The sequence below is a fragment of the Terrisporobacter mayombei genome (assembly GCF_020748465.1).
GTDB classification, from domain to species: Bacteria; Bacillota; Clostridia; order Peptostreptococcales; family Peptostreptococcaceae; genus Terrisporobacter; species Terrisporobacter mayombei.
In genome coordinates this window covers 189,662-207,355 of the sequence record NZ_JAHZMP010000001.1, presented here as the reverse complement: position 1 = coordinate 207,355, position 17,694 = coordinate 189,662, and the positions used below count along the sequence as shown (strand labels likewise).

The window sequence follows — 17,694 nt, the reverse complement described above, 5'->3', positions numbered from 1 at the left end:
TTAAGTTCACTATAAAATAAATGGCATTTTAGCAAATAATAAAGAATGAATTATTTATTATTATTTGGTAATTTACTATTTAATTCAAACTTAGACATCCACAGTACCAGCAATAATAATAAAAAACTGCAAACCCATACAGATTTAGTACTTACGGCAATAGAAATTATAGTCCCAGGTATGGCACCTAGGGCAAAAGAAAATGTAAGGACTGTAAAGGTAAGTAGTTTCATAAGAGAATCTTTGCTCTTTTCATCCAGTGCACCATAAAATAATTGACCAACAGTTCTAAGATTTCCTGTGCAAATTGTTGTATTATATGCAATACCAAAGAAATTTCTAAACAGACATAATAAATATCCCATGAAAAAAGAAACAAGATTATTAACAATATAATCTGGCACATATTTAGGTAATAATCCAATGCAAAACAATGCCATAGCTTCTAAAACAAGGGCCATTTTTCTCCAATCACCTTTGTATTTCTTTTTTATAATTAGAGATTTAATAAATTCACTAAATGCAGCACCAAGTATACATGCAATTATTGGAATAAAGTGATTTAGTGCTCTTTGCCATTGACCGAGTGCAATACTAATTCCAAATATAGACATATTAGCAGTGTGCATATTAGCCAAAATACCATTTCTTGTAATATATGTATATGCATTCATATAACCTCCAATAAAGGTTATTATCATTAAAAAAAGAGGCCTATCCCAAGGGGCAATTTTTTTGTTTATTCTTGAAGATTTATTAATATCATCTATTTTTTCTTTATCATATTTCATATGCTTACACCTCTTTTCATGTTATATTAACTATTTAACATATTATCATAAAAAGCTGGTAAATATTCACTATTTATAGGAAAATATATCATAAGTTGGATTATAATATTCAAGCAAGAAGTGGGAAAAATGAATTTGACAATAAAAAGCATAGACAAAAATAATTATTAAGAAATAAAAGATTTGAGATTGTCTGATAAACAAGTTAATTAAAAGTGCCGTTGACTTTGACCTTGGGGCAAGGTGTATAGTTAAATTGAACATGAAGAAACACACAAAGGAGGTTTATATTATGTTATCAATTGGAGAATTCTCTAAAATATGCAAAGTATCTACAAAAACACTTCGCTACTATGATGAGATAGGATTAATTTATCCGGATAAAATTAATTGTGATAATGGTTATAGGTATTATTCTATTGATCAATTAAAAAAGATGCTTTTTATTGAAAGATTAAAATCCTATGATTTTTCTTTGAAAGAAATTAAAGATATTCTTCAATTGGAAGAAAATCAAGTTGAAGAACATCTTTCTTTGGTTCTTAAAGAAAAGAAAAAAGAAATAGAAAATAAAATATATGCTTTTGAGAATACTTTGAACCAAATATATAATGATATTTATAGTTTAAGTCAGGGAATATCAGTTATGTCATATTTTGAAAATATAGATATACAACTTGTAGAATGTGAACCAATGTGTATTCTTTCTGTTCGCAAAATGGTTACGGTTAGTGACTGTGCACAGGGATATGGACAATTTTTTAATTTATTGTATAAAATAATAGCCACTGATAATCTTACTATGATTGGGTCGCCTATGACAATTTATCATAGTAAAGAATATAAAATAGATGGTTATGATATAGAATTTGCCATTCCAATTAAGGAGTTTGTAAGGGGAAGTAGGGATTTTGACCCAGGTTTATGTATCAAAACAGTCCTAAATGGTTCCTATTCCAAGATTACATCCATATATGTAAAACAGCGTGAGTGGTTAGAAAAAGAAAATTATGAATTATCAAACCTTCCTTATGATGTATATATGAACAACCCTGAGCAAGTTACCTCACCTGAAGAGCTTATTACAGAGATTTATTGTCCTGTAAAAAAGAAATGATTGTTTTTAGGAGGAGTTTAATTTGAAAAGAACATATTGGCCAACTAATAAGTGGAAAGAAGCAGATCCTGCCACACTAGAGATTGATAGAAAAAAACTTTCAATCCTTGATACAACAATAAAAAATGATTATAGCAATATAAGTGGCATTGTTATTGTAAAAAATGGATATATTGCTTACGAAAAATATTATGATGGATACACTTGTGATGATACAATTCATGTAGCTTCTGTAACGAAAAGTATCTTATCTGCTCTTATTGGAATTGTTATAGATAAAGGTTTTATAAAAAGTGTGGAACAGAGGGTGTTAGATTTTTTCCCAGAATATAAAACTAATGAAAAAGAAAAATATGAAATTACTATAAAGGATCTACTTACAATGACGGCAACTTATTCTTATGAAATAGAGCCTTTTCAAGAGTTATGTTGTAGTCCAGATTGGACAAAATATGCACTAGATTTGCTAAATGGAAAAAGTGAAACTAAAGAGTTCAAATATTCAACTGCAGGTGCACATATACTGTCAACAATAATTACAAGAAGTACAGGAAAATCTGCAAGAGAGTTTGCCAATGAATATTTATTTAAGCCTATTGGTATGAGGGAAATGCCAGCTTATGAAATGACAGCATCGGATTATGAGAAGTTTTTCTTTGGAAAGCATGTAACAGGATGGGTAAAAGACCCAGATAATAATAGTGCTGGAGGATGGGGGCTAACTCTAACTCCACGTGATATGACACGCTTTGGATTTTTATATTTGAATAAGGGGTTATGGGAAAATAAACAAATTATTCCTCAAAAATATATTGAAGAATCTTTAGTAATAAACCATAACCACTATGGATATTTATGGTGGTTGTTTGATGAAAACAATACTTTTATGCACTGTGCATTAGGAGATGGAGGAAATGTAATTTGCTGCATCCCACAAAAAGATATGGTTATTGCAATAACATCAAGACTTATTATGAATCCAAATGATAGGCTCACATTAATTAATAAATATATTCTTCCAGCGATAACTGGCTAATGTAAGATTTAATTTTCAAAGTCTAATAAATCTTATTATTTATAAATTAATTTAAACATTATATAATCATACCAATGGGAGGGTATGAAAATAAATGAATTAGAAATAAAAAATTTATTTGAACAAGGCTATAATTGTGGACAAGTTGTGCTTACATATTATGCAGACAAGTTAAATTTGGATGAAGAAATGGCATTAAAAATTACTGCTGGATTAGGTGGTGGTATGTTTTCAGGAGATAGTTGTGGTGCTGTAATTGCAATAGGATTAAAATATGGGTATTATGAAGAATCAGATTTAAAATCAAGTAAAGATTTATGTACTGCTAAAACATTGCAATTCAGACATGAGTTTTCTGAAATGTTTGGTTCATGTATGTGTAAAGAATTACTAGGATATGATATATCAATTCCTAAAGAGAGGGAAAAAGCTTTTGCAAGTGGAAAACTATTAGAATTTTGTCCATGTTTAGTTAAAGAAGCAATAAATATATTAGATGAAATATTATAAAGTTATGGAGATGTTGAGTTAAAACTAACATCTCTTTTTATTTTTTAAAGAAGTTCATATTTTTATGTTAATTTATATTATACAAGTTTTTATTGAATAATGTGGAAAATAATGATATTTTTACAAAATCAGATATAAAAGTGGTGAAATATTTAGTATAATTAAATGGTGTATGTAAGGACATTTTATTATTCAGAAGGTTATGAATAATAATTGAGAAAAAATTAATAAGTAGGAAGGGTAGAATAATGGGCGAAAATAGAATTAATATAGAGCTTGATAACAATAATGTTGTGATAAAAGTTATGGGTATCGGAGGCGGAGGAAACAACGCAGTCAACAGAATGATAAGTGAAGGAGTAAAAGGAATAGATTTTATTTCTGTAAATACAGATAAACAAGCCTTATTTTCTTCAATGGCAAACAAGCAAATTCAAATTGGCGAAAAAATAACTAGAGGTTTAGGCGCTGGAGCCAAACCAGAAGTAGGAAAAGATGCAGCTAAAGAAAGTAGATCTCAAATAATAAATGAACTTGAAGGGACAGATATAGTATTTGTAACTGCAGGTATGGGTGGAGGTACTGGAACAGGTGCTGCGCCAATAGTTTCAAGTATAGCAAAAGAAATGGGAATACTTACAATAGGTGTTGTTACTAAGCCTTTTGGTTTTGAAGGTAGAATAAGAATGAAGAATGCCGAAGAAGGAATTAAAAATCTTCAAGAAAGCGTTGATACATTAATAACTGTACCAAATGATAAGTTGTTACAAATAGTATCGCAAAATACATCAATGATGGACGCATTTTCTATGGCGGATAATGTATTAAAGCAAGGTATACAATCTATATCTGACTTAATAAAAATGCCAGGACTTATAAATTTGGACTTTGCTGATGTTAGTTCAATAATGAAGGATAAAGGATTAGCTTATATTGGAATAGGTACAGCTAGTGGAGACAATAGAGCGATTGAAGCTGCTAAAGAAGCAATAGAATCACCTCTTCTTGAAACTGCCATAACAGGTGCAAAAGGAATATTACTTAATGTTGCCAGTGGAGGAGATTTAACATTATTTGAAGTTAATGATGCATCAAATTTAGTAACAGAATTATGTGATCCAGAGGCTAATATTATATTTGGTACTTCTGTTAGAGAAGATTTAGGTGATGAAATAATGCTAACTGTAATTGCCACAGATTTTTAAATGAATACATATTAAATGTGGGGGTGTATCTTTTTTGATACGCCCATTTTTAATATCCTTTAATAAACTCGTAAGATAAGAATATGTAAAGATATATACAATCTTTCATAAAAAATGTTGACTATATACAATGTTGTATATAATTTAATTTTACTTTTAAATGTTTATTATATTATTATCTATTAGTATGGTATTTGTATCAACTAAGGTGGGTAAAAAGAGATCTAAATATTAATAATAAAAAACCACTGAAAATAATCAGTGGCTTTTTTATTATTTCTCTAAAAATGCCACTAATATATACATTAATGTTAAGGATAGTTGGTAGAATTAATAGTATATATCAAATATTATTAATATAGGAGGTATGAAAAATATGATTAGTATGAATTTAAAAACATTAAGAAAAATAAATAATTTCACACAAGAGGAAGTGGCGGAAAATATAAACGTATCTCGTCAGTCAGTTGCAAAATGGGAAAATAATGAGTCTGTTCCAGATATAAATAGCTGTGCTAAACTTGCAAAATTATATAATGTAACATTGGATAATTTAGTTAATTATTCAGAAGAAAAATCAGGAATTGCCATACCGCCTAAAGGAAAACATTTCTTTGGTTCTGTTACAGTGGGAGAACGTGGACAAATTGTTATTCCAAAGGAAGCTAGAGAGTTATTTGATGTTAATACAGGTGATAAGTTATTGGTACTTGGTGATGAAGAGAAAGGAATTGCAATAGTTCATCAACGTAATCTTATAAACTTTATGGGAGGTATGGGAATAGATTTTAATAAATAAAGTAATAAGTTAAATAAAATAAATAAGGGATGAGTAAAAATGAGTAAAGTTGTATTTTTTTCTATACCAGCACATGGGCATACTAATCCAACTATAGAGGTAGTGAGAGAGTTAACTAGTAGAGGTCATAAGGTGTGGTATTATTCTTTTGAAGAATTTAGAGAAAAAATAGAGGGAGCTGGGGCTAACTATATAAGTTGTGATGATTACATTCCTAAGCTTAGACCAGAAGACGAGAAAAAAATTGGTAAAGATTTTTCTGCCATGATAGAAATGATAGTAGATACAACAGTAGCTTTAGATGAAAAAGTATGTAAAGAACTAAAAGAAATTAATCCAGACTGCATAGTATCTGACTCTTTATGTTGTTGGGGAAAATTATTTGCAAATAAGTTGGGTATTACTTATATATGTTCTACTACAACATTTGCATTTAATCAGTATACTGCACCTAAGATGAAGCAAGGTTTTAAAGAGATTATGTATATGGTACTTGGAATGAGAAAAGTTAATAAAAAATTAGAATTTTTAAGAAGTCATGGTTATGATGTGAAAAATTTTGTTTCAATAATTCAAAATGATAATGATACAAATACCATAGTGTATACATCAAAAGAATTTCAACCGATGATTGATACTTTTTCTGATAAATATTATTTTGTAGGACCTTCAGTAGCTGATATAAGTGTAGAAAAAGAAAGAAAAGCATATAAAAAAATATATATATCTTTGGGAACTGTAAACAACAAAAATATTGATTTTTATAAAAATTGTATAGAAGCTTTTAAAGATGATGATATAGATGTGATTATGTCTGTTGGAAACAATACAGATATATCACAATTGGGTAATATACCGGAGAATTTTAAAGTGGAAAATAAAGTGGAACAAGTTAAAGTCCTTCAAGAAGTAGATGGGTTTATAAGTCATTGTGGTATGAATAGTGTAAATGAAAGTTTATACTATGGAGTACCTCTAATACTTTTTCCACAACAATCAGAACAAGGCATGGTATGTAGAAGAGTAGCTGAATTAGGTGCTGGCTTTGTATTAAAAAATGACAAACCTAAAAATATAAAAGAAGCTGTATTTGAAGTTATTAATAATAATAAATATGAAGAAAATGCAGAAAAGTTATCAAAGAGTTTTAAAAATGCTGGAGGTGCATCAAAAGCAGTTGATGCAATATTACATTTGATACATTAATTAAAAAGAATTAGGATGCAAGGGGATATCAAAAAATGATATTCCCTTTCTAAATGAGTAAAAAACATTAAAATATTGGTAAAAAATGTAAAATAAATGTTGCCACAAAGATTTACCTAATATACAATTAACTTAATTAATAAAGTTTATAAAGTAAGGTGCAAATAAAATGAATAATATGATAGGAAAGCCACAGACAATAAAAAAAGTAAATGAAGATCTAATAAAAAATCTAATAAAAAAGCAAGGTCCTATAACAAAACCTGAAATATCAAATATAACTAATTTGAGTTTAGCTACAGTTAACAAAACAGTACATAAGCTTCTAGATAAAGAAAAAATTAAAGTAAGTGCCATTGCAGAATCGACAGGTGGTAGAAGAGCTCAACTTTTTGAAATTAATGGAGACTTAGAATATGTCATAGCACTATATTATTACAATAATATATTTTCTGCAGTAGTATCTAATTTAATAGGAGAAGTTATATACAAAGATAAATTTTATGTAAATAATTCTGATTACCATATATTTATGAATGACTTATTCCATGTTATTGATAAGTTGATTGAAAAAAGCGGAAGTTGCAGAATTAAAGCAATAGGTTTGGGAGTACCTGGAGCTGTAAAAAATGGAATAATAAAGAATATCCCAAATATAAGTATTCTTGAAAATATAAACTTAAAGGAAATAATTGAATCAAAATACAATATAAAGACATTTGTTGAAAATGATGTAAATTTGGCCACATTAGGAATTTATGAAAAAAACTATAAAGAAATATATGACAGTATGGTTTTAGTATATGTGGAAGATGGACTTGGATCAGGAATAATAATCAACAAAAACTTATATACTGGATTCAGTAATTTTGCTGGAGAATTAAATATAATGGACATAGGAGAACATGACATAAATACTTTTAATTTTGAACAGGTAATATTAAATTTAAAGAATAAAATAAAAATAGAAAAAGAAGATGCTTTAAAAGAAACTTTAGTGATGATAATATCAAAAACTATATTAAACATAGTTTGTATATTAAATCCAGAGGCTGTGGTAATTCAATGTGAAATAATAAAAAATGAAGATATTAATTATGTGATGAATTACATTTCTAATGCAGTCGGTAAAGAAAATTGTCCCGAAATAATAGTGTTAGAATCATCAAAGGAACATGGATTAAATGGGACTATAAACATGTGTTTGAAAGAAACAACATACCAGTATTCGCTGTCAAATATAAGGGGGTGCTAGACATGAGCTATCTAGTTTCAGTAGACGGAGGAGGGACAAAAACTCAGTTTACTATAAGCAATCTAAGTGGAAAAATTTTAGGAAATTATCAAACAGGCTCAAGTAACTACAAATCTGTAGGAATAGATGCTGCTTATCAAAATTTAAACCTGGGATTAGAAGAAATATACAAAGATTTAAATATAAATAAAAAAGATATAATAAGAGCAGTATTTGGCATATCTGGATATGACTCCCAAGATGACTATGAATTAATATTCAATATGATAAAAAAGACAGGATTAAAAGAAGAACAAATATATTTATATAATGATAGTGTATTAGCTTTTTATGCACAAGCTGATGAACCAGGCGTAGTGATTATATCAGGCACAGGATCTATAGTATTAGGAATAAATAGTTATGGAAAAATATTAAGACGTGGAGGATGGGGATATAATTTCAGTGACTTAGGCTCAGGATATGAAATCGGAAGAAAGGCTCTTAGAGAAACCTTATTATATTGTGATGGTTGTAGAAAATATTCCATATTATTTGATTATATATTGAGATATTATGAAGAATCTAGTTTTAATAATTTGCCTTATAAAATAACCTCTATAAGCAATAATTATGAAATAGCTAATATAGCAACTCTTGTAATTTTAGCAGCAGATTTAAAAGATTATTTAGCAATGGAGATATTAGAAGAATCAGCTAAAGATTTATCGGTTGCATCAGTAAATGTATTAAACAATATAAGTAAGAATTCTGAAGATAAATTAAGCATTGTACTATCAGGTGGAGTATTTAACAGTAAACTGTACAGAAAATTAGTAACTGAAAATATAAAAGAGATGTCAAATTGTGAAAATTTAAGGTTTATATTACAAGATAATAATCCTGTTTATGGAGGATTAAAATTAGCTAAAAAACTATTAAAATAGGAGGGATTTTGTGAGTTCTAAAAAAGTAGTTTTGCAAATTTTTACAGGTGGATTCAACAGTAATAATTTAGAATTTAGTGAAATTAAAGATAAACTAAGTTATGTTTTGAAAAATATTAAAATAGAAAAAGTAATAATGGGTTGGTGTACAGATAAAGATTTATACATAAGAACGAAGGAATTATTAAAAAAATATAATACGGAACTTTATCTATGGATACCAGTATTTTCAGAAATTGGATTACTTAAAAACAGTAAATTACTGATAGATTATAATTTAAATGAAATAGAAAGTTATGCATTATGTGAAGATGAGAACTTTGAATTTTATTGTCCGAATAATAAAATAAACATAGATAACTTAATTCAAGTATATGAGGAAAACTTCAGTGACATAGAATTTGATGGAGTTTTTTTAGATAAAATTAGATATGGTTCATTCTCTAACAAGTTAACAGGTGTGTTTAACTGTTTCTGTTATAATTGTATGAAAATATATGAAGAAGAAAATATAGATGTGAATATGCTAAAAGAAGAAATGAAAAAAATAAGGGATGGTTATGATAATTATCAACAGATTCCTCTTAATATAAAAAGTTATGAAAAAGGAAGATACAAGTTTGAAAATGAAATATGGGAAAAATTTTTTGCCATTAAATCAAATAATGTATATAATTCTGTATCCCTAATAACACAATATTTCAGAAAGTTGGATATGAAGGTGGGAATAGATACATTTTCCCCTTTTATATCCTATTTTGCTGGACAAGATTTAGAAAAGTTGCAAAATGTATGTGACTTTATAAAGCCTATGATGTATAGAATAACAAAAGCACCTGCAGGTTTACCTTTTGAAAGTGACAACTTAGTAAAAGAAACAATTAAATTAGATGTAAATAAAGCGAACGATAAATACCTACAAATGATAGGTGTATTAAATTATAATGGTGACAAATATCCATTAGGTTTTGTAAAAGAAGAGTTAAAATATATGACAGAAAACTTAAATAGTAGTATATATGCAGGTATAGAAATAAATAGAAAAGAAGATATCGCCCCAGTTTATCCTGATTATATTAAAGAGAATATTACAAATCTTAATGAGCTATCAATAGAAGGATATGTTTTATCTTGGGATCTATTATCAGCACCGAGGGAAAATATAGATGAAGTAATAAAGTATTTGAAATAATGGGGGTGAAATAATGGGTAAAATATTAGAAATGATAGATATTTACAAGAGTTTTGGAAGTGTTTCAGTGTTAAATAGAATTGATTTTTCCGTAGAAAAAGGAGAAGTTAGAGCCTTGCTTGGAGCCAATGGAGCTGGAAAATCAACTCTTATGAAAGTAATTGGAGGAGTACATAGTCAAACTAAGGGACGAGTTTTATTAAATGGAAAAGAAATAAATTTTAAAAACCCACATCACTCAAAAGAAAGTGGAATAAGTGTAATTTACCAAGAATTAAGTCTTGTTCCAACTTTAACTGTTGTAGAAAATATATTTTTAGGAAGAGAATTTACAAATGGAATCTTTGTTAATAAAAAGGCCATGCTAAAAGAATATGAAAATGTTTGCAACGAATTTGATTTTAACATAAATCCTTATACTATCACATCAAAATTAAGTATAGCAAATCAACAAATGATAGAAATAATGAAGGCTATATCAGCCAATTCTGATATAATTATTATGGACGAGCCAACTACTTCTTTAACAAATAACGAAAAAGAAAGTTTATTTAAAATAATAAGTAAACTAAAGTCAATGAATAAAACCATAATCTACATATCTCACATATTAGAAGAAGTATTTAGAGTATGTGATAGTGCAAGTATTATGAAAAATGGAGAAATGATAGGAACTTATAAAGTATCTGATTTAACAAAACTTAAGATAACGCAACTAATGACAGGCAATGAAAATCATGAAATTATAGAAGCTAAAGATTATTGTTATGCAAGATATGATGAGGATCCAATATTACAAGCTAAAAACTTAAGGACCTCAAAAGTAAAAGATGTTTCTTTTGATATATACAAAGGAGAAATAGTAGGACTAGCAGGACTAGTTGGTTCTAGAAGAACAGAAATAATAAATATTCTCTTTGGAATTGATAAAAAAGAAGGCGGAGAAATACTCTTAAATAATAAAAAAGTCAACATAGCATCTCCAAAAGAAGCCATATCAAACAAGATAGGTCTTATACCAGAAGACAGAAAAAACTTAGGTCTAATTTTAGATCATGCCATATACACAAACTCAGCAGCTGTACAAATTGATAGATTTAAAAATGGGATATTTGTAAGTAAAAACAAAGAAATTGAGTTTTCAGAAGGTGGAGTGGAAAGCTTAGGAATAAAAGTAAATAGTGTAAAACAAGATGTAAAGGAGTTAAGTGGGGGTAATCAGCAGAAAGTTGTTGTATCTAAATGGTTAGAAAAAGATTTAGATTTAATAATTTATGATGAGCCTACTAAGGGAATAGATATAGCAGCAAAAGAGGATATTTTTAAGACAGTGGAAAAATTTGCAAAAACAGGTATAGGAGTAATATTTATCTCCTCCGATTTAGAAGAGGTAATCAGAATAAGTGATAGGATACTTGTAGTAAGAGAAGGAGCCATAGTAGACGAATTAAAAAATGATGGTATTACAGTTCAGGATATAATGAATAGCATATTTAATGTACATTAAGATGGGGGAATATTATGAAAAAATATACAAGTAAGCTGAATTTTAGAGACTACGGAGTTTTAATAGGTTTTGTAGTTTTATGTATAGCTATAAGTATAGCAACACCAGCATTCTTGAGTAAACAAAATGTACTAAATTTATTAAGACAATCATCAATAATAGGTATAATATCAGCTGGTATGACTTTTGTAATCATATCTGGCAATTTTGATATTTCTGTTGGGGCAGTCGCTGCTCTTTCAGGAGTAATAGTAATGAGACTAGCAACAACTGGAACAAATTTATTTTTAGCAATAGCAGCAGCAATAGCAGTATGTGCCATTATTGGTTTAGTAAATGGAATTATGGTTGCCAAAATTAATGTACCATCACTAATTGCAACAATGGCAATGGTTACTATTGTACGTGGTATATTACTTATGATAACTGGTGGGTATCCAATTACACAAACCATACCAATCTTAGATTCATTAGGAAATGGTTACTTCCTTGGCATTCCCATGCCTGTAATAGTATTTATCCTAGTAGTAATTGTTTCATATATAGTTTTAACTCAGACTAAATTTGGTAGACATGTATATTCAGTGGGTGGAAATCAAGATGCAAGTAAGTTAAATGGTATAAATGTAGATAATCAAAAGATAAAAGTATTTATAATAAATGCAGTATTAGCAGCAATAGCAGGATTAGTATTAACAGGAAGATTAGGAACAGCCAGTCCAGTAGCTGGAGATTCTTACGATATGGATGCTATAGCATCTGTTGTTATAGGAGGAACTTCTGTATCAGGGGGTTCAGGTTCTGTACTAAAGACTATTATAGGTGTACTTCTTATGAGTGTTATCAATAATAGTTTTAACTTATTAGGTATAGATATATTTTTCCAATATATCTTTAAAGGATTAATAATTTTAATAGCTGTTGGATTCGATTCTTATAGCAAGAAAAAACTTGCTTAAAGATAAAAAAAGGGAGGAGACTTTATAATGAAAAATGTAATTAAAAAATTATCAGTAGTATTATCTTTAATTATGGCTTTTGGCCTAGTTGGTTGCTCAAACTCAGGGGGGTCAAGCAATGGACCTAAAAAAATAGCAGTATTATTACCAGGTTCAACAGGGTATTTCGTTGCAACTAAAAAGGGGATAGACGAAAAAGCAAAAGAAAAAAGTATAGAAGTAGAATATGCAGATGCAGGATGGGATGCTAGTGAACAATTATCTCAAGCAGAAGACTTTATAGCAAAAGGTGTAGATATGATAGCTTTATGTGGAGTGGAATCTTCAGTATCTGAAAAAATAGTGAAAACAGCAAATGAAGCTAAAGTACCTATAATAGCATTTACAAACTCTATAGGTGATAATCCAACAGGAGAATATGAAGGTCTAGTAACTTATATAGGACAAAATGAAGTTGAAACAGGTTCATTAACAGGTGAAATAGCTAAAAACTTATTAGGAAAAAAAGGTGGAAAAGCTGTATTAATAGAAGGTGTTCCAGGAACTACTCCTCAAGTATTAAGAAGAAAAGGTGTTGAAGAAGCTTTAAAAGGAAGTAATATAGAAATAGTTTACAAACAAACTTCTAACTGGGAAAAAGAGCAAGCTTTAAAAATAACAGAAGATTTAATACAAAAGAAAATGGATTTTGATGTAATCATATGTCAAGATGATAACTCTGCAACTGGAGCAGGACAAGCTTTAAAAGATGCATCTCTTAAAGATAAAGTAAAAGTAATAGGTTTAGGTGGAAGTAAAGATGGTCTTCAAGCTATAAAAGATGGACTTATAGACGGTACTACTTATATGTCTGCAGTTGAAGAAGGTTCTTTAGTTATAGAAAAGGCTGCTAAACATTTCGATGGAGAAAAAGTTGATGCTGTAACTCAAATTAAACAAGTTGAAGTTAATAAGGACAATGTTAATGATTTTGAGGGAGAATGGTAAAATTAGATATTTAGGAATTTTATAATTAAAAATATATTGACATAATTTAGAAAGTAATTTATTATTTTAACAAGATAAATAATTCAATACATAAATCCTGAGAGAAAGAGAGTAACTTTTTATTAAGTTTCAGCGAGCTAGGGTTGGTGTGAGCCTAGCAACTGGATATAAAGTGAAGAGAGCTTTGGAGGAGATTGTCAGAAATTATTAGTATGTCAATCGGTGATCTCGCCTTAAGAGATTGAGTGGATAAGTTTTTTATCAATAAGAGTGGTAACGCGGAATAATTCGTCTCTTGGCTTTATAGCCAAGGGACTTTTTTATTTTTTATTATTGAATGATAACTTATCAATGAGAGTGGTAACGCGGATATAATTCGTCTCTTAGTCCTAGGACTGAGGGGCGATTTTTTTGTACCTAAAAAATACTAGTTAATATGGTACTTAAAATCTATTCATCACTTAAATACTATTAATGAACAATTAAATATTTATCTTGTTTTAGGCAAATAGTCTAAAAACAAATAACGGAATATTCTGAACTAAATCTAAGTGAAACTATTTGAAACGAATGAAGTTACTTAATGTCAGATGAAATATTAATTAAAATTTAGGGAGAGAGAATTTATGAAGAAAAAATTTTTAGCCATAATTATGGCAGCAGTAATGATATTTACTGTATTTGCTTACACACCAGTATCCTTTGCAAAAGAAAACACGGGATATGGAGATTATGCGTACAGTGTATTACAACATTTAAACCAAAATTTAACTCAAAGAATAGCTGGTACAGATAAAGAACTAGAAACAGCTAAGTATTTAAAGGAACAATTGGAGTCTTTTGGTTATGAAGTTAAAGTTCAAGATTTTTCTTATGAAAGAAAAAATGTAGCTTATAACTCTCAAAATGTTGTAGCAACTAAAAAAGGAGTTTCAACTAAAGAGGTTATAATAGGATCACATTATGATAGTGTAGGAACTAACGGTGTGGATGACAATGGTTCTGGAACTGTTGTAAACTTAGAAACAGCAAAAAGACTTGCCAACAAAGAAACACCTTATACTGTAAAATTTGTGTTCTTCGGAGCTGAAGAAGTTGGACTTAAAGGCTCATCTGCATATGCAAATGCTATGACTGAAGAAGAAATAGCAAATACTCTTTATATAGTAAATATGGATAGTATGTTAGCTGGTACATACCGTTATGTATATAGTGGTAACTACAACAAAGAAACAGATAATGTTGATAATGCATGGCCTGCTTATCAAACACTGAAATTATCTGATGCTCTACAAACAGGTATGAGATTTAATAACACTGATTTAAACTTAGATTACCCAACTCCTTCTACAGGAAACTGGAGTGACCATGCAAACTTTAGAAAACTAATGCCTTACTTATACTTTGAGGCAGTAAACTGGGAAGTACCAGATGACCCAGAGCACCCAGAAGAAGGTTCTTCAGGAGCTTATGAAACTGAGATAGGCGAAGTTATGCACAAACCTGAAAGAGACAATCTTGAGTTTATAGAGACTACATGGGGAAGTCGTGGAAAAGAGACTATAAGTGCTTATTGTAAATTGCTAGAAGCTGTTGTATATCAACTAAATCCAGATGGACTTATAACTCCATCTAAGGAAGCATTAAAAGAAGCTATAGAAATAGCCAATGATTTGGATAAAAGCGATTTTTCTGAGTCATCATATAAAAAATTCCAACAAGCTTTAAAAGAAGCTAAAGAAATTAATAAAACAGAATATATTTTATTAAAAGATCAACAAATAATAGACGCAGCTTTAGCTAAATTAAATGATGCTATTGCAATTGTAAGTTCTAATATAGCAAACGCTACAATAAAAGTAGAAAATCAAATTTATAATAATAAATATCAAAGACCAGAAGTAATAGTAACAGATGGAAAGAAAGTTTTAGAAGAAGGTAAAGATTATACAGTAAGTTATTCAAACAACAAAGAAATAGGAACTGCTACAATTACTGTAAAAGGATGCAATGATTATATGGGATTAGCTAAAGCCACTTTTAGTATATTACCACAAACTGTAGAAAATCTAAAAACTTCTGATGTTCTAACTAATTCTTTAAAATTATCTTGGAAGAAGATAAATAATGCAGATGGATACAAAATTTATAAATACAATGCATCTACTAAAAAATATGATTTATTAAAGACAATATCTAAAAATACTACGACTACTTACAAGGATACAAAAATAGTATCTGCAACTAGCTATTTGTATAAAGTTAGTGCATATAAAAAGGTTGATAATAAAATTTACGAAGGATTAAAATGTGAAAAAATAAAAGCTACTAGTAAACCATTACAACCAATATTAAAATTATCATCAACTACTGCTAAAAAAGTGAACTTAAATTATTCTTCAAAAGTAAGCAAGAGAACTAATGGATATGAAGTTTATATGGCGACATCAAAAAAAGGAAAATACACTTTAATAAAAGATACGCCAAGTACTAAAATGACTAAGGCTAAATTAACTAGTAAAAAAGGATATTATTTTAAAGTAAGAGCATATAGAAAAGTAGATGGAAAGAAAATTTATAGCTCTCATAGTACAATAAAATATATAAAAGTTAAGTAATAAAATCTTATTATATTGAGATTAATAAAAGAAAGGTATACACAAAAATGTGTATGCCTTTTAATAATTTACAAGTCAAGTTTTAGTTGGAAAATAAGTGGGTATAAATTTATTGTAAGAAAGTTATTTTATATAAAAAAATGGTAAAAAATACCTGTAGAAATTGAAAAATTTTCATGGGAAAATAATATGTAAATGTATAAAATAATAACGAGGTGATAAATAATGAAATTAAATAATGCATTAAGCCATTTAAAAGAGGAATTATCTGATTTATTAAGCATGATGTTAGTATCAGAAAGAACAAACAGCCAAAGATGTCTGAATCAAAACTTAGATACAAGCAAAACAATAATAGATCACAAAGATACTAGTGAGGAGTTTTCACAAAAAGATTTAAATACGATAGGTGTAGAGATACATAAGTTAGCAACAGAAATAAAAGGTATGTATAATATGATGTTAGTATCAGAAAGAATAAACAGCCAAAGATGTTTAAATCAAGATTTAGATACTAGTAAAACAATAATAGATCATAAAGATACTAGAGAAGAATTTACAGAAGAAGAAGTAGATAACTTAATAGAAGAAACAAGAAAACTAGTAGATACTATGTTGGTATCAGAAAGAACAAACAGCCAAAGATGCTTAAACCAAGACTTAGATACTAGCAAAACAATAATAGATCATAAAGAAAAATTAGAAGATAATAAGCAACCAGTAAAAGGGAAAAATAAAAAACAAGAATTAGAAAATACAATTCATGAATTAAAAGGTATTTTAAATGAAATGCTTATATCAGAAAGAATAAATAGCCAAAGATGCTTAAATCAAGATTTAGATACTAGTAAAACAATAATAGATCATAAAGAGTAAATAAAAAAGCTATAAATTATGGATATATCTTATCTATAATTTATAGCCTTTATTTTGTATATATTATTTTTTAAATAAATAAGTAGTTAAGTCATCACGATCTAAGTCTATTCCTAAGTAATAAACCACATTATCTTGTAATAAATAGTATACAAATCTAGAACTGTTAAATCCTACTTTCTTATTATCAATGGTATATAGATTAGTTCTAAATATTTGGGTATTACCAAACTTTCTATATAGTGAAAATGTTCTTCTAAATCTTTTGTCTACTAAAGTGTCAGTGTTTTTGTATGCTCTAATAAAAGTAACTTCATTTATTATTTTATCATTTATATAAAGGCATTTTAGATCAAAGCTGTCATTTTTACCATTTGATAAATTCTCCCATAAATTAAGTAAATCATTATTCTTAAATAATTGTATTCCAAAAGTAGGAGGTACAATTATTAAATTAGCAGAAGCTTCTACAGATTCTCTGTTATCATTCCAGTTTATACTTAATTCGTCTTCTTCTATAAAGGAAACAACTCCCATTTCTTTAGAATTATTTTTTAATGTTACTATATCACCTACTTCAAAATCATTTTTGTATGGTGAGTTTTCATCAAATATTAATTCATTATTTTTAATAGAGAATGTAGATACTAATTCTTTATTGTCTAGTTCGTCCTTTGTAATATAGTTCATAAGTTTCCTCCTGAAAATTT

Annotated in this window: 15 protein-coding genes, 2 pseudogenes and 1 other annotated feature; of the genes and pseudogenes, 15 read left to right on the top strand and 2 right to left on the bottom strand. The window is 28.4% G+C overall.

Going from position 1 to position 17,694, the window contains the following annotated elements:
* Positions 1-50 precede the first annotated feature (50 nt).
* Positions 51-791: a YoaK family protein gene (locus tag K0039_RS01055; protein ID WP_228103211.1), complete on the bottom strand. Its 741-nt coding sequence runs from the start codon at positions 789-791 to the stop codon at positions 51-53.
* 292 nt (positions 792-1,083) lie between these two features.
* On the opposite strand from K0039_RS01055, the gene K0039_RS01050 reads away from it, so the two are divergent.
* The 15 genes and pseudogenes from K0039_RS01050 to K0039_RS00985 all read left to right on the top strand — a co-directional run bounded on the left by K0039_RS01050 (position 1,084) and on the right by K0039_RS00985 (position 16,984).
* Positions 1,084-1,908, top strand: coding sequence for a MerR family transcriptional regulator (locus tag K0039_RS01050; protein ID WP_228103210.1), 825 nt, complete (start codon positions 1,084-1,086; stop codon positions 1,906-1,908).
* Positions 1,909-1,930: 22 nt separating this feature from the next.
* A complete protein-coding gene (locus tag K0039_RS01045) occupies positions 1,931-2,944 on the top strand; it encodes a serine hydrolase domain-containing protein (RefSeq protein WP_228103209.1) in 1,014 nt (337 codons plus the stop codon).
* An 84-nt stretch (positions 2,945-3,028) separates the two neighbouring features.
* A complete protein-coding gene (locus K0039_RS01040; RefSeq protein ID WP_228103208.1) occupies positions 3,029-3,454 on the top strand; it encodes a C-GCAxxG-C-C family protein in 426 nt (141 codons plus the stop codon).
* A 248-nt stretch (positions 3,455-3,702) separates the two neighbouring features.
* Positions 3,703-4,656 (top strand): annotated as a pseudogene (gene ftsZ, locus K0039_RS01035) (cell division protein FtsZ); the annotation flags it as partial.
* A gap of 370 nt (positions 4,657-5,026) precedes the next feature.
* Positions 5,027-5,215, top strand: a pseudogene (locus tag K0039_RS22760) (helix-turn-helix transcriptional regulator); the annotation flags it as partial.
* Between the two features lie 33 nt (positions 5,216-5,248).
* Positions 5,249-5,458 carry an AbrB/MazE/SpoVT family DNA-binding domain-containing protein gene (locus K0039_RS22755; protein WP_334302527.1) on the top strand — a complete coding sequence of 70 codons (210 nt, stop codon included), beginning with the start codon at positions 5,249-5,251 and terminating at the stop codon, positions 5,456-5,458.
* 39 nt (positions 5,459-5,497) lie between these two features.
* A complete protein-coding gene (locus K0039_RS01025; RefSeq protein WP_228103206.1) occupies positions 5,498-6,664 on the top strand; it encodes a macrolide family glycosyltransferase in 1,167 nt (388 codons plus the stop codon).
* 169 nt (positions 6,665-6,833) lie between these two features.
* Positions 6,834-7,919, top strand: a complete 1,086-nt coding sequence (locus K0039_RS01020) for an ROK family protein (protein ID WP_228103205.1) — start codon at positions 6,834-6,836, stop codon at positions 7,917-7,919.
* A 2-nt stretch (positions 7,920-7,921) separates the two neighbouring features.
* The gene (locus tag K0039_RS01015; RefSeq protein WP_228103204.1) at positions 7,922-8,845 is read left to right on the top strand and encodes a BadF/BadG/BcrA/BcrD ATPase family protein; all 924 of its coding nucleotides are present in this window, start codon (positions 7,922-7,924) and stop codon (positions 8,843-8,845) included.
* 10 nt (positions 8,846-8,855) lie between these two features.
* Positions 8,856-10,037 carry a hypothetical protein gene (locus K0039_RS01010; protein ID WP_228103203.1) on the top strand — a complete coding sequence of 394 codons (1,182 nt, stop codon included), beginning with the start codon at positions 8,856-8,858 and terminating at the stop codon, positions 10,035-10,037.
* A gap of 13 nt (positions 10,038-10,050) precedes the next feature.
* Positions 10,051-11,544, top strand: coding sequence for a sugar ABC transporter ATP-binding protein (locus K0039_RS01005; RefSeq protein ID WP_228103202.1), 1,494 nt, complete (start codon positions 10,051-10,053; stop codon positions 11,542-11,544).
* A gap of 14 nt (positions 11,545-11,558) precedes the next feature.
* Positions 11,559-12,503 (top strand): ABC transporter permease, encoded by a 945-nt coding sequence (locus K0039_RS01000; RefSeq protein WP_228103201.1) that lies wholly within the window; start codon positions 11,559-11,561, stop codon positions 12,501-12,503.
* A 27-nt stretch (positions 12,504-12,530) separates the two neighbouring features.
* A complete protein-coding gene (locus K0039_RS00995) occupies positions 12,531-13,490 on the top strand; it encodes a sugar ABC transporter substrate-binding protein (RefSeq protein ID WP_228103200.1) in 960 nt (319 codons plus the stop codon).
* A gap of 90 nt (positions 13,491-13,580) precedes the next feature.
* Positions 13,581-13,789: a binding site (T-box leader), on the top strand.
* 327 nt (positions 13,790-14,116) lie between these two features.
* Complete coding sequence (locus tag K0039_RS00990; RefSeq protein WP_228103199.1) at positions 14,117-16,108, top strand: M20/M25/M40 family metallo-hydrolase; 1,992 nt, start codon at positions 14,117-14,119, stop codon at positions 16,106-16,108.
* 225 nt (positions 16,109-16,333) lie between these two features.
* A complete protein-coding gene (locus K0039_RS00985) occupies positions 16,334-16,984 on the top strand; it encodes a hypothetical protein (RefSeq protein WP_228103198.1) in 651 nt (216 codons plus the stop codon).
* A 63-nt stretch (positions 16,985-17,047) separates the two neighbouring features.
* Here the strand turns inward: K0039_RS00985 and K0039_RS00980 are convergent, their stop codons facing one another.
* On the bottom strand, positions 17,048-17,674 hold the full coding sequence (locus K0039_RS00980; RefSeq protein WP_228103197.1) for a hypothetical protein: 627 nt from the start codon (positions 17,672-17,674) through the stop codon (positions 17,048-17,050).
* Positions 17,675-17,694: the final 20 nt, after the last annotated feature.